The organism is Noviherbaspirillum sp. (assembly GCF_035654295.1).
Classification (GTDB): domain Bacteria; phylum Pseudomonadota; class Gammaproteobacteria; order Burkholderiales; family Burkholderiaceae_D; genus Noviherbaspirillum.
The window spans coordinates 19126-32200 of sequence record NZ_DASRXF010000038.1; the positions used below are offsets into that span (position 1 = coordinate 19126).

Annotated in this window: 15 protein-coding genes; 9 read left to right on the forward strand and 6 right to left on the reverse strand. The window is 62.8% G+C overall.

The features are described from left to right. Positions 1-83 precede the first annotated feature (83 nt). The 4 genes from grpE to VFF99_RS04425 form a co-directional block, all read right to left on the reverse strand. Positions 84-629 carry a nucleotide exchange factor GrpE gene (gene grpE, locus VFF99_RS04410; protein ID WP_325015363.1) on the reverse strand — a complete coding sequence of 182 codons (546 nt, stop codon included), beginning with the start codon at positions 627-629 and terminating at the stop codon, positions 84-86. Positions 630-1012: 383 nt separating this feature from the next. Beyond that, positions 1013-2119: a ferrochelatase gene (hemH, locus tag VFF99_RS04415; protein ID WP_325015336.1), complete on the reverse strand. Its 1107-nt coding sequence runs from the start codon at positions 2117-2119 to the stop codon at positions 1013-1015. A 24-nt stretch (positions 2120-2143) separates the two neighbouring features. After that, positions 2144-3793: a DNA repair protein RecN gene (gene recN / locus VFF99_RS04420; protein ID WP_325015338.1), complete on the reverse strand. Its 1650-nt coding sequence runs from the start codon at positions 3791-3793 to the stop codon at positions 2144-2146. A 43-nt stretch (positions 3794-3836) separates the two neighbouring features. Beyond that, positions 3837-4754, reverse strand: coding sequence for an NAD kinase (locus tag VFF99_RS04425; RefSeq protein ID WP_325015340.1), 918 nt, complete (start codon positions 4752-4754; stop codon positions 3837-3839). Between the two features lie 64 nt (positions 4755-4818). Here VFF99_RS04425 and VFF99_RS04430 point away from each other — a divergent pair, with 64 nt between their 5' ends. Both VFF99_RS04430 and hrcA read left to right on the forward strand, forming a co-directional pair. Further along, on the forward strand, positions 4819-5517 hold the full coding sequence (locus VFF99_RS04430) for an HAD family hydrolase (RefSeq protein ID WP_325015342.1): 699 nt from the start codon (positions 4819-4821) through the stop codon (positions 5515-5517). 85 nt (positions 5518-5602) lie between these two features. Further along, positions 5603-6625, forward strand: a complete 1023-nt coding sequence (gene hrcA / locus VFF99_RS04435) for a heat-inducible transcriptional repressor HrcA (RefSeq protein ID WP_325015344.1) — start codon at positions 5603-5605, stop codon at positions 6623-6625. Positions 6626-6632: 7 nt separating this feature from the next. On the opposite strand, the gene VFF99_RS04440 is transcribed toward hrcA, so the two are convergent. Together VFF99_RS04440 and fur are read right to left on the reverse strand one after the other, a co-directional pair. Further along, complete coding sequence (locus tag VFF99_RS04440; protein ID WP_325015346.1) at positions 6633-6962, reverse strand: PilZ domain-containing protein; 330 nt, start codon at positions 6960-6962, stop codon at positions 6633-6635. Positions 6963-7065: 103 nt separating this feature from the next. Further along, the gene (fur, locus tag VFF99_RS04445) at positions 7066-7497 is read right to left on the reverse strand and encodes a ferric iron uptake transcriptional regulator (RefSeq protein ID WP_325015347.1); all 432 of its coding nucleotides are present in this window, start codon (positions 7495-7497) and stop codon (positions 7066-7068) included. A 233-nt stretch (positions 7498-7730) separates the two neighbouring features. On the opposite strand from fur, the gene VFF99_RS04450 reads away from it, so the two are divergent. The 7 genes from VFF99_RS04450 to leuS form a co-directional block, all read left to right on the forward strand. Then, positions 7731-8096: an outer membrane protein assembly factor BamE gene (locus tag VFF99_RS04450; RefSeq protein WP_414691500.1), complete on the forward strand. Its 366-nt coding sequence runs from the start codon at positions 7731-7733 to the stop codon at positions 8094-8096. A gap of 9 nt (positions 8097-8105) precedes the next feature. Further along, the gene (gene dapB / locus VFF99_RS04455) at positions 8106-8915 is read left to right on the forward strand and encodes a 4-hydroxy-tetrahydrodipicolinate reductase (protein ID WP_325015351.1); all 810 of its coding nucleotides are present in this window, start codon (positions 8106-8108) and stop codon (positions 8913-8915) included. 25 nt (positions 8916-8940) lie between these two features. Further along, positions 8941-9603 carry an energy transducer TonB gene (locus tag VFF99_RS04460; protein WP_325015353.1) on the forward strand — a complete coding sequence of 221 codons (663 nt, stop codon included), beginning with the start codon at positions 8941-8943 and terminating at the stop codon, positions 9601-9603. Between the two features lie 15 nt (positions 9604-9618). Next, positions 9619-10296, forward strand: coding sequence for a MotA/TolQ/ExbB proton channel family protein (locus tag VFF99_RS04465; RefSeq protein ID WP_325015355.1), 678 nt, complete (start codon positions 9619-9621; stop codon positions 10294-10296). A 10-nt stretch (positions 10297-10306) separates the two neighbouring features. After that, positions 10307-10726, forward strand: coding sequence for a biopolymer transporter ExbD (locus VFF99_RS04470; RefSeq protein ID WP_325015357.1), 420 nt, complete (start codon positions 10307-10309; stop codon positions 10724-10726). A gap of 4 nt (positions 10727-10730) precedes the next feature. Then, entirely contained in the window at positions 10731-11057 is a 327-nt protein-coding gene (locus VFF99_RS04475) for a barstar family protein (protein ID WP_325015359.1), read from the forward strand. A 96-nt stretch (positions 11058-11153) separates the two neighbouring features. Beyond that, positions 11154-13075, forward strand: a 1922-nt coding sequence (gene leuS, locus VFF99_RS04480) for a leucine--tRNA ligase (protein ID WP_325015361.1), incomplete at its 3' end; no start/stop codon positions are given.

The window sequence follows — 13075 nt, forward strand, 5'->3', positions numbered from 1 at the left end:
TTTAAAACGAGAGTTTTCTAATGTGTTGTATATGCGGAACAAAGTGCGTCTTTCAAGCGCCTTTGCAGCCATTCTCCGATTTTTTACTGCGCCACCGTAACCAGCGCCGGCCGCAACAGGCGGTCGGCAATCATATATCCCTTCTGCAGCACGGTGACGATGGTGTTGGCCTCCTGGTCGGCCGGGACCATCGAGATCGCCTGGTGCTTCATCGGGTCGAGCTTCTCGCCCGGAACGGGATTGATTTCCTGCAAACGGTTGCGCTCGAAGGCGGAGTTAAGCTGCTTCAAGGTCATTTCGACACCCTCCTTGAGGGACTCGACCGAGGGTGTGTCGAGCTTGAGCGCCATCTCCAGGCTGTCCTTCACCGGCACCAGCGCTTCGGCGAAATTCTCGATCGCGAATTTGTGTGCCTTGGCCACGTCTTCCTGGGCACGGCGGCGGATGTTCTCGCCGTCGGCCTTGGCGCGGAGGTAGGCGTCCTGCATCTCGGTCGCCTTGGCTTCAGCGGCCGCGAGACGCTCTTCAAAGCTGGAGCCACCCTGCGACTGCGCCGGTTCGGGCGCTGCGCTCTCTTGCGGCGGAACGGCCTGTTCCACCTGTTCCTGCATCTTCTCTTGATCTTGCATCACAAAAAGTCTCCAGAAAATCAATGACTTAGTTTCGATTGCAACACTAAATGGGGGTATGCCTTACATTTTCAAGGGGAATGGCGAGCAATATTTGCGAAAAATTACACTGCCTCAAGATGTAAAGCCTTGTTACACACTTTACGGCTCGAAGGGCTTCAATTCCGCGGCAGGCGTACTACGATGACCTTGATCATGTTGCAACCGGGTTTTGTCCGGCTGCAAGGAGTTGAGATGATGAAACTGCCACTGATTACGGCGTCCGTCGTCGCCTACAGCTTGCTGGCGACGGCCTGGATCTGCCAGGTTGACCTGCTACCAATGTGACAGGACCGGAACCGGCCCTGTTTGATCGAGTCGCGCCCTGCCAGGCCGCGTACTCGCTATTTCTCTGCCCCCAATTGCACCGCCCTCTGGCGCGCGACATCTGCTTCCCTGCGCGCATCCTCGCGCATCTGCGGCGTCAGCATCGTCGGCCAGCCGGCCATGTGCTGTTCGGCGATGCCGGCCAGCGCACTGATCCAGGCCGGTGATTCATTGAGGCAGGGAATGTAATGGAATTCCTTGCCCCCGGCGGTGAGGAAGTCCTGCTTGACCTCCATGGCAATCTCTTCCAGGGTTTCGAGGCAGTCGCCGGTAAACCCGGGACACAGCACGTCGATCCGCCGGACACCCTCCTTCGCGAGCTTCTGCACCGTCGGCGCCGTATAAGGCTGCAGCCACTCCGCCCTCCCGAAACGGGACTGGAACGTCACCATGTACTGTTCCGGCGACAGGCGCAGCGCATTTGCGAGCAGGCGCGCGGTCTTGTGGCATTCGCAGTGGTACGGGTCGCCGAGGAGCAGCGTGCGCTTGGGCACACCGTGGAAGCTCATCAGCAGCTTGTCGGGGCGGCCGTTCACGTCCCAATGGGCGAGCACCGATTTCTTCAGCGCGTCAATGTAGCCCTCGTCGTCGTGGTAATGCTTGACCAGCCGCAGCTCCGGCACGTTGCGCACCTTTGCGTAATGGCGGAACACGGCATCGAAGGTGGAGGCCGTCGTGGTCGCGGAATATTGCGGGTAGGCGGGCAGGACAAGAATCCTGTCGCAGCCATCCGCCTTCAGCTTGTCGACGACGTCCGGGATGGACGGGCTGCCGTAGCGCATGGCGAAGGCAACGCGCACGTCGTGCCCCCGCTCGCCGAGATAGCCCTGCAGCAGCGCGGCCTGCTTCTTCGTGTGGACCAGGAGCGGCGATCCTTCCGGCATCCAGATGGACGCATACTTGGCCGCCGACTTCGACGAACGGAACGGCAGGATCAGCGTGTTGAGGATGAGCCACCACACCGGCCGCGGGATTTCGACCATGCGCGGATCCGAGAGGAACTGCTTGAGATAACGCCTGACGGCGGGGGTGGTTGCTTCGTCGGGCGTGCCGAGGTTGACCAGTACGAGGCCGGTCTGTGCAAGCGTGCCGTGGGTGTGCGGCGGTTCCGTGTTGGGACGCATCCTGAGTTGTGCCTTGTTATGGAGTCACGATGCAAGCAGTTCGCGCGCGTGCTTGCGGGTGGTGGCGGTGATTTCGAGGCCGCCGAGCATGCGGGCGATCTCCTCGATGCGTGCCTTCGAATCGAGCGCGTCGATGCTGGACAGGGTGCGGCCTTCCGCGCTGCGCTTGCTGACCTGGAAATGCTGGTTGGCCTGGCTCGCCACCTGCGGCAGGTGCGTCACGCACAGCACCTGTCGATCCTGGCCGAGACGCTTGAGCAGGCGCCCCACGACTTCGGCCACGCCGCCGCCGATGCCGCTGTCGACTTCGTCGAAAATCAGCGTCGGGGTCACGGTCGCGGTCGAGGTGATCACCGAAATGGCAAGCGAGATGCGGGCCAGCTCGCCGCCGGACGCCACCTTGGCCAGCGGGCGCGGCGAGGTTCCCGCATGGGCGGCAACCATGAATTCCACCTGCTCCAGGCCGTAGGCGGCCGGTTCACATGCATTCAGCGCGACCACGAAACGGCCGCCCGCCATGCTCAGGTCCTGCATCGCCGCCGTCACCGCTTCGCTCAATGCCTCGGCTGCCCGAGCGCGGGCTTTCGACAGCTTGCCGGCGGCGCTCATGTACTCGGCCTTGCGCTTTTCTTCCTGCGCGCGCAGCGCTTCGACATCGCTGGCATCGGCCAGCTGCTTCAATTGCACGGAAAGGGTTTCGTATTCCTGCGGCAAGTCCTCGGGCGCGACGCGGAATTTGCGCGCGGTGGAATGGATCGCGTCCAGGCGCGCCTCCACTTCCTGCAGGCGCTCGGGATCGAGTTCGACGCGGCCAAGGTAATCGTTCAATGCATACACGGCTTCCTGCAACTGGATGCGCGCCGGCTCCAGCGCGTCGACCACCGGCTTGAGCGCGGCGTCGACATCGGAAAGCTTGCCCAGCTTCAGAGTCAGCGCGGATAGCTGCGACAGGATCGGGCTGGACTCCGATTCGGAAATGACGTTCAGCGCTTCCTGCGCACCTTCGAGCAGGCTCGCCGCATGCGCCAGCCTGCTGTGCTCATTGCTGATCTCGGTCCATTCACCGGGTTTCACCGCGAGCTTTTCCAGCTCGCCCACCTGCCATTCGAGACGCTCGCGCTCGAGCAGGACATTCTTTGCATTGGTCTCGAATTCCTCGCGTTGCCGGGCAATGGCGCGCCACTCCTTGAACGCGGCGGCAACCGCCTTGGCGTTGTCAAGCAGGCCGGCCTGCGTGTCGAGAAGGACACGCTGCGCGTCGAGCTTGAGCAATGACTGGTGTGCATGCTGGCCGTGGATATCGACCAGCATCTCGCCCACCTCGCGCAGCTGCGCGGCCGTTGCCGAAATGCCGTTGATGAATGCCTTGGAGCGGCCGGCGTTGTCGATCACGCGGCGCAGAAGTACCGTGCCTTCGTCATTGGTGAATTCCTGCTCGGCGAGCCAGGCATCGACTTGCGCGTGGGTGCTGAACTCCGCGGTGATGTCGGCTTTCGCCGCGCCCTCGCGGACGACGCTGGCGTCGCCGCGGCCGCCGAGGGCTAGGGCGAGCGCATCGATCAGGATCGACTTGCCCGCGCCGGTCTCGCCGGTGAAGACGGTAAAGCCGGGAGCAAACTCGAGTTCGATCGAATCAACGATCACGAAATCGCGGATGGAGAGAGTGCGAAGCATGTCGGGAATGGCTTATTGGGACTTATCGGGCAAAAACAGCCTGCTATTTTAACTTCCCCGCCACGGAGGGATATTCGTGCCAGTGCAGCTTTTCCCGCAGGGTATCGTAATAGCTCCAGCCAAGCGGGTGCAGGAAGGTAATCGTATGCGCGGAACGGCGGATGAAGATGCGGTCGTGATGCTGCAGGCTGGCCAGCGACTGCATGTCGAAATTGACGCTGATATCGCGCCCGCCCATGATCTCGATCATCACCGTGCAGCTGTCGGGAATCACGATCGGGCGGTTCGACAACGCATGCGGTGCAATCGGCACCAGGACCATCCCCGACAGGCTCGGGTGCAGCAGCGGCCCGCCGGCCGACAGGGCATAGGCCGTCGAACCGGTCGGCGTGGCGACGATCAAGCCATCCGATCGCTGGTTGTACATGAAGTGCCCGTCGACCTCGACCTTCAGTTCGGCCATGCCGGTGGTGGAACCGCGCGCCACGACAACATCGTTGAACGCGAGCGCGTGGAAAATAGGCTCGCCGTCGCGCAGCACGGAGCCCTCCAGGAGGGTGCGCTGCTCCGATTCCAGATTTCCGTCCAGCATTTCCGACAACACCTGGATCATGCCTTCCTGCGGAATGTCCGTCATGAAACCCAAGCGCCCCTGGTTGATTCCGATCAGGGGCACGTTGTAGGGAGCGAGCTGGCGTGCGATGCCGAGCATGGTGCCGTCCCCGCCGATCACAATGGCGACGTCGGCGTTCTGACCGATCTCGGCCGGCGTCACCGTGGGCACGCCGGGAAGGGAGACGTTCTGCGCCGTTTCTGCCTCGAGCAGCACTTTGCGCCCGGATTTGGCGAGAAACCCGGCAATGTCGGACAATGACTCTTGAATACCCGCGGCCATGTACTTGCCGATGATGGCAACTGTCTGGAAAGCGACGGCACGGTCGAATGGCTTGAAAGGCAACATGCAGCAGATTAGACCATAATTTGACGCTCTGTTACAGGCATTGAAACGATTGAACCCAACCCCTATGTCAAGCATACGCGCTGTCCTGTTCGACCTGGACGATACACTGTGGCCGATCGTGCCCGTGATCGTGCGCGCGGAGAATCTCCTCTACGCATGGTTGAAAGAGCACGCACCCGCCATTACCGAGCGGGTGACCATCGAAAGCATGCGCGCGCGCCGGCAGCAGCTGATGGCGACCGATCCTGTTTACCAGCTCGACCTCGCCCTCCTGCGCCGCGCCGTGCTGCTCGAAGCGTTCAACGAGGCCGGGCTGGATGTGCGCCTGGTCGATTCCGTGATGCAGGTATTCACGAAGGCGCGCAACGAGGTCACGCCCTTCGACGATGTCCTGCCCGCTTTGAAGAGGTTGCAAGACCGCTACATCCTCGGCTCCGTGTCGAACGGCGTTGCCGATCTGCATGTGATCGGGATGGCGCATTATTTCCGGGCGTCGGTGGCGGCATACCGCGTGGGCTGTGCAAAACCGGATGCACCGATTTTCCACGAGGCATGCCGGGCGCTCGGCGTAGCGCCGGAGGAAGCGCTGTATATCGGCGACGATCCGCTGCTGGACGTGGAAGGAGCGCAGAACGCAGGGCTGCGCGCGGCGTGGATCAACCGCGCCGAACTGGGCCCGGACCGTTCGCTGCCGGAGCACATTCGTCCCGATGCCGTCTTCGGCAACCTGTACGACCTGGAACGGTGGCTGGAAATGCAATGAAGCTCTGACAAGAGACAAGGAAAGGTGACACCTGCGGGCAACATATGTGCTGGCACCCGCCGGCACGGCTCGCTAGAATAGCCGTATGCAACTCGATTCCCGCGCACAAACGCTGCTCAAGGCACTGGTCGAACGGTACATCGCCGACGGACAGCCGGTGGGTTCGCGCGCGCTCGCAAAAATTTCCGGCCTCGATCTTTCCCCGGCGACCATACGCAACATCATGGCGGACCTGGAAGAGCTGGGCTACGTCTGCAGCCCGCACACGTCGGCGGGCCGCATTCCGACCCCGCGCGGCTATCGCATGTTCGTCGATACCCTGCTGACGGTGCAGCCGATCGACGAGACGACGGTGGAATCAAGACTGCAGCCCCGGCTGCACAAGGCATCACCGCAAAAGATCATTTCCAACGCTGCGCAGATGCTGTCCTCGCTATCGCAGTTCGCCGGCGTCGTGCTGACGCCGCGGCATGAATCGGTGTTCCAGCAGATCGAGTTCATCCGGCTGTCGGAAAAGCGCATCCTGCTGGTGATCGTCACGCCGGGCGGCGATGTGCAGAACAGGCTACTGCTGACCGACGTCGACTACACCCCGTCCCAGCTCGTGCAGGCGGCGAACTACATCAACCAGCACTACGGCGGACTCGGCTTCGACGAAGTGCGGCTGCGCCTGCAGAACGAACTGCGCCAGCTGCGCGACGACATGACGCGCCTGATGCAGGCGGCAGTCGAAGCCGGCAGCGACGCGCTGGCGGAAAACGAGGAAGACGTCGTCATCTCCGGCGAACGCAACCTGTTGAGCGTGACCGACCTTGCCTCCAACATGAACTCGCTGCGCAAGCTGTTCGACCTGTTCGAACAGAAGACCAGCCTCATGCAGCTGCTCGACATGTCGAGCAAGGCGACCGGCGTGCAGATCTTCATCGGCGGCGAATCGCAGCTCGTCCCGGTGGAAGAGATGAGCATCGTCACCGCGCCCTACGAGGTCAACGGCAAGATTGTCGGCACCCTCGGCGTGATCGGTCCCACCCGCATGGCCTACGAACGGGTGATCCCGATCGTCGATATCACCGCGAAGCTGCTCTCCAACGCGCTCAGCCACAACTGAGCACCCGCTAGATCATCAGCTCGGCCAGCAGCTTGTTGTTGGCCGCATCGATTTCAGTAAACTGCAGTCCGGTACGAAAGCCTTCGGTCCCGGCGAGAATGCTGTAGATCACCTTGCCCGCGGCAAAGACGCGGACCATGTTACCGTTCAGCGGCGCCTCGAACCCGACGTTGAAGATACGACCGGTAGGCAGTTGTTCCGGCACCAGGAGACAAATCCCCCCCAGCGACACGTCTAAGGTCTTGGCCCGCGTCGCGGGCATGCCGGGCAAGGCGATACGGGCCTGGCCGCGCAGGACCTTGCGCGGATAATTTCGGGTTTCGGGTTTCTTGCTCATGAGGGAAACATGGCCGGCACGGCTTTGCGCGCCGTCGTGGAAATACAAGCGCCCGGAAGGGCAAACAACGCTGGGGAACTGCCGGCGGATGCCGGCAGCGCAGTCATCGGGACCGGTGCGGACAGGCAGGCTTGGTGCAGTGGCCGTAGAGGGCCAGCGCGTGCTCGGAAATATCGAAGCCGCGCTCCTTCGCAATCTTCTGTTGCCGTTTCTCGATCTCATCGTCGAAAAACTCTTCCACCCTGCCGCAATCGAGGCAGACGAGGTGGTCATGGTGCGATCCCTCGTTCAGCTCGAACACCGCCTTGCCGGTTTCGAAATGGTTACGGTGGAGCAGGCCGGCCTGCTCGAACTGGGTCAGGACGCGATAAACCGTTGCCAAACCGACATCCATGTTCTCTGTCAGGAGAATCTTGTACACGTCCTCCGCGCTGAGGTGGCGCACGGAACTCGTCTGGAAAATCTCGAGGATCTTGAGCCGCGGCAGCGTCGCTTTCAAGCCGCTCGCCTTCAGATCATTGGGAGTGTTAGTCATGTTGTTGGTCGGTTTTGGGTTATGTGCTTTATCATATAGCGTTTTGGGCCGATTGCTCAACGAATTGAAAACCCGAATTGAAAACACTCTTTATGCGAATGCCGTCTTTCAGCACTCACCGGTCAGCCTTTGCGGCAGCGCTTTGCCTTGCCGCCGCCGTCCTCACCGGTTGTGCGAGCAAGAATCCCCTCACTAATGAAACGGCTGCGGCCTCGCAGTCCGCGGCAGGTGCCGTGACGACCTCGAAACCAACCGGCTTCCAGCGCGTGGTCGGCTTCTTCACGCCCTATCGCATCGACATCCAGCAAGGCAACTTCGTTTCGCGCGAAATGGTCGCACAGCTCAAGGAAGGCATGCAGCGCCCGGAAGGCGTGACGCGCGAGCAAGTGCGTTTCGTGCTCGGCACCCCTCTGCTGACCGACGTCTTCCACGCCGACCGCTGGGACTACGTGTTCCGCCTGAAGAAGAGTTCGGGCGAAGTCATCGCCAGCCGCGTGACCGCATTCTTCAAGGACAACCGCCTCGTCAACATCGAGGGCGATACCTTGCCGACCGAACAGGAATACCTCGCACTCATCGCCGGCGGCGCCGGCAAGTAAGAGCATCCGATGAAGAGCCAACTGAAAATCGCCGTTGCAGGCGCGTCCGGCCGCATGGGCCGCATGCTGATCGAAACCATCCAGAACGCGGATGACGCCACCCTCGTCGGCGCGCTCGACCTGCCGCAATTGCCGGCCGTCGGCACCGATGCCGCTGCCTTCCTCGGCAAGCCGGCCGGCGTGGCGATCGAATCCGACCTCGCCAAGGGCCTTGCCGATGCGGAATTCCTGATCGATTTCACGCGTCCGGAAGGCACGCTCAAGCACGTCGAATACTGCGCGCAGCACGGCATCAAGGTCATCATCGGCACCACCGGCTTCGATGAAGCCGGCAAGGCAGCCATCGCCGCCGCTGCCGAGAAAACCGCCATCGTGTTCGCCCCCAACATGAGCGTCGGCGTCAATGTGACGCTGAAATTGCTGGAGATGGCCGCGAAGAGCTTTTCGCACGGTTACGACATCGAGATCGTCGAGGCGCATCACCGCCACAAGGTCGATGCGCCCTCCGGCACGGCGATCAAGATGGGCGAAGTGATCGCTTCCGCGCTCGGCCGGGATCTCGAGGACGTGGCGGTGTACGCGCGCGAGGGCGTGACGGGCGAGCGCGATCCGTCCTCCATCGGCTTTGCGACCATCCGCGGCGGCGACATCGTCGGCGACCACACCGTGCTGTTTGCCGGCATCGGCGAGCGCATCGAGATCAGCCACAAGTCGTCCAGCCGCTTCAGCTATGCCCAGGGCAGCGTGCGCGCCGCCCGCTTCCTCGCCGACAAGAAGACCGGCCTGTACGACATGCAGGATGTGCTCGGCCTGAAGTAAAAGAAGCGCCGGCCCGCACGCTTCGATGAACAAGGCAAGGCTGTTTGCCGCCGCGGCTACGGTCGCACTGCATGCGGCCTTGTTCATGGCTCTGGTGGCCGGGCTGGAATCCGGTCCGCAACCGGACATGCCTGAGCCGCTGAAGATCCAGCTGCTTGCCCCCGAACCGGCGCTCCCGCCGCCGCCCCAGCCCCCGGCTCCTCCGCAGTTGCAGCCGGAAAAGCCAGCCCCGCGGACGGAGCGCCGCGCCCGTCCCGCACCTGCAGCGCCAAAGCCCGCACCCGAGGCAAGGCCAGCCCCCGCCGCCCCTGCGCCTGACATCGATGCACGCCCTCCCCCGGCGGCCGCGCAGCCGGCGCCCCCCATCACGACATCGCCAGCTCCCGCAACCGCAGCAACCAGAACCAGCGCCTCGGAAGCGAGCTATGCATCCACCAACCGCAAACCGCCCTACCCGCGCATCTCGCTCAGCAATGGCGACGAGGGCACGGTCGTCCTGCGGGTACTCGTGACTGCGGAAGGAACCGCCGGCGCGGTGCAGGTGCGCAGCTCGAGCGGATTCCCGCTGCTCGACGAATCCGCCCGCAAGACCGTCATGACCTGGCGCTTCAAGCCGGCGACAGTCGACGGCAAGCCCGTCGCGGAGTGGTATGAGGTACCCATTCCGTTTAAACTTCAAGACAATTGATCTCCTTGGAAAGCCATGAACCAGACTCTCGGATTTGCGCATTATTGGGCCCAGGGCGACGCCGTCACGCACGCAGTCGCCTATCTGCTGCTGCTGATGTCGGTCGTCAGCTGGTATTACATCTTTTCCAAGACCTGGAGCTCGTGGCGCATCCGCCGCAGCGCAAGCGCGCTGGAGGGTTTCTGGAAAGCGCCCACGCTGAGCGATGCCATTGCCGTGGTCAGGAATGCCGACAGTGAAAACGTCTACGCGCCCCTGGCCATCCAGAGCGCGGAGGCTGCCAACGTCACCGCGCAGGCCGGCTCGCTGAATGCCAGCATCGATCCGAGCGAGCTGATCACCCGCACCCTGCGGCAGGAGATCAACCGCGTGTCCTCGCGGCTGGAGAACGGCCTCACCCTGCTGGCCTCGGTCGGCTCGACCGCGCCCTTCGTCGGCCTGTTCGGCACCGTATGGGGCATTTACCATGCGCTCGTCGCGGTCTCGACCACCGGCACCGTGCAGATCGACAAGGTCGCCGGGCCGGTCGGCGAAGCGCTCATCATGACGGCGCTCGGCCTCGTGGTCGCCATTCCGGCGGTGCTCGCCTATAACGCCTTCACCCGGGTCAACCGCGTCACGCTCGCCGAACTGGACGCCTTTGCGCACGACCTGCACGCCTTCCTGACCACCGGCACCCGCGTCGGCAAATAAGGAGATCAGCATGGCCTTCGGCGGATTCAACGACAACAAGCAGCAGGCGCCCATGTCCGAGATCAACGTCACGCCCATGGTCGACGTGATGCTCGTTCTGCTGGTGATCTTCATCATCACCGCGCCGCTGTTCACCCATGCGATCAAGCTCGACCTGCCGAACGCTCCGGCGGCGGTGTCGCCGCAAAAACCGGAAACGATCACGCTATCGATCAATGGCGAAGGCCGGATTTTCTGGAACAATGATCCGGTTGAAGAACCGGACCTTGGAAAGCGCCTGGCGCAGGAAGCGCAAAAGAACCCGCAGCCCGAACTGCAGCTGCGCGCCGACAAGGCCACCCGCTATGAAGTGATCGCCCGCGTGATGTCGGCCGCGCAGACCAACGGCATGACCAAGCTGGGTTTCGTGACCGACGCCAAGGAAAAATAAGACCATGTCTTCCGTGACGCTAGACGGACGCCGCATCGCCAACTGGAAGGCCTTCCACGACGAATGCCAGGCGGTCTTCGGCTTCCCCGATTTCTACGGCCGCAACATGGATGCCTGGATCGACTGCCTGGGCGGCCTGCGCGACGGCGACGGCATGACCAAGTTCACCCTCCTCCCTGAAGACATGCTCCGCATCGAAGTCCTGCACGCCGATTTCCTGCGGCAGGAAGCGCCGGAAATCCTCGAGGCGCTGGAAGAATGCGCCGCCGAGGTCAACGAACGCTGCATCGAATACGGCCAGAGGCCACCGCTGAGCCTGCTGTTGCGCTGAATCGGGCCTCAAATTACCTCCGCGCTGCGGCGCATCAGACCTGTGCGGGGCGGTATAATCGCTGGTTTACATCCACTTTTACCAGCCTCATCCGCCATGCAAGAAAAATATCTTCCCGGCGACGTCGAAAAAGCGGCGCACGCACACTGGACTGCGATCGACGCGTACAAGACCGTCGAGCACGCCAAGGACCGCAACGGCCAGGAAAAGAAAAAGTTCTACGCCTGCTCCATGCTGCCCTACCCGTCGGGGAAGCTGCACATGGGCCACGTCCGCAACTACACCATCAACGACATGCTCTCGCGCTTCTTGCGCATGAACGGCTACAACGTGCTCATGCCCATGGGCTGGGACGCTTTCGGCCTGCCCGCCGAGAACGCCGCGCTGAAGAATGGCGTGCCGCCAGCGAAGTGGACGTACGACAACATCGCCTACATGAAGAAGCAGATGCAGGCGATGGGCCTGGCCATCGACTGGTCGCGCGAAGTGGCGACCTGCGACCCGAGCTACTACAAGTGGAACCAGTGGCTGTTCCTGAAGATGCTGGAAAAAGGCATCGCCTACCGCAAGACCCAGGTGGTGAACTGGGACCCGGTCGACCAGACCGTGCTGGCCAACGAGCAGGTCATCGACGGCCGCGGCTGGCGCACCGGCGCGCTGGTCGAGAAGCGCGAGATCCCGGGCTACTACCTGAAGATCACCGACTACGCCGAAGAACTGCTCGAGCACGTGGTCAACAAGCTGCCCGGTTGGCCGGAGCGCGTGCGCGTGATGCAGGAAAACTGGATCGGCAAGAGCGAGGGCGTGCGCTTCGCCTTCCCGCACGAGATCCGCGATGCGCAGGGCCAACTGATCCAGGACGGCAAGCTGTTCGTGTTCACCACCCGCGCCGACACCATCATGGGCGTCACCTTCTGCGCGGTGGCGCCTGAGCATCCGCTGGCCACGCATGCCGCCGCATCGAATCCGCAACTCGCCGCCTTCATCGAGGAATGCAAGCGCGGCGGCACTACCGAAGCCGAACTGGCGCTCAAGGAAAAGGAAGGCCTGCCCACCGGTCTGTTCGTCACCCATCCGCTGACCGGCAAGCAGGTCGAGGTCTGGGTCGGCAACTACGTGCTCATGACCTACGGCGACGGCGCCGTGATGGGCGTGCCGGCGCACGACGAGCGCGACTTCGCCTTCGCCAAGAAATACAATCTGCCGATCCAGCAGGTGATCGCCGTGGAAGGCGAAACCTACTCCACCGATGCGTGGCAGGAATGGTACGCCGACAAGCAGCGCGGCACGACCGTCAATTCCGGCGCCTATGACGGCCTGGGCTACAAGGCCGCGGTGGACAAGATCGCCGCCGATCTGGCCGTGAAGGGCAACGGCGAAAAGAAGACCACCTGGCGCCTGCGCGACTGGGGCATCAGCCGCCAGCGCTACTGGGGCACGCCGATCCCGATCATCCACTGCGACAGCTGCGGCTCCGTCCCGGTCCCCGAGAAAGACCTGCCGGTCGTGCTGCCGCAGGACTGCGTGCCGGACGGCAGCGGCAATCCGCTGAACAAGCGCGAAGACTTCCTGCGCTGCGACTGCCCGCAGTGCGGCAAGCCGGCCCGCCGCGAAACCGACACGATGGATACCTTCGTCGATTCGTCCTGGTATTTCATGCGCTATTGCGACCCCAAGAACGAGGAGCAGATGGTCGCCGGCGGCGCCGACTACTGGATGCCGATGGACCAGTACATCGGCGGCATCGAGCACGCCATCCTGCACCTGCTGTATGCGCGCTTCTGGACCAAGGTCATGCGCGACCTCGGCCTGGTCAAGGTCGACGAGCCCTTCACCAACCTGCTGACGCAGGGCATGGTGCTGAACCACATCTATTCCCGCCGCACACCGCAGGGCGCCATCGAATACTTCTGGCCGCACGAAGTCGAGAATGTCCACGACGACAGCGGACGCATCGTCGGCGCCAAGCTCAAGAGCGACGGCTCGGCCGTCTCCTATGACGGCGTGGGCACGATGTC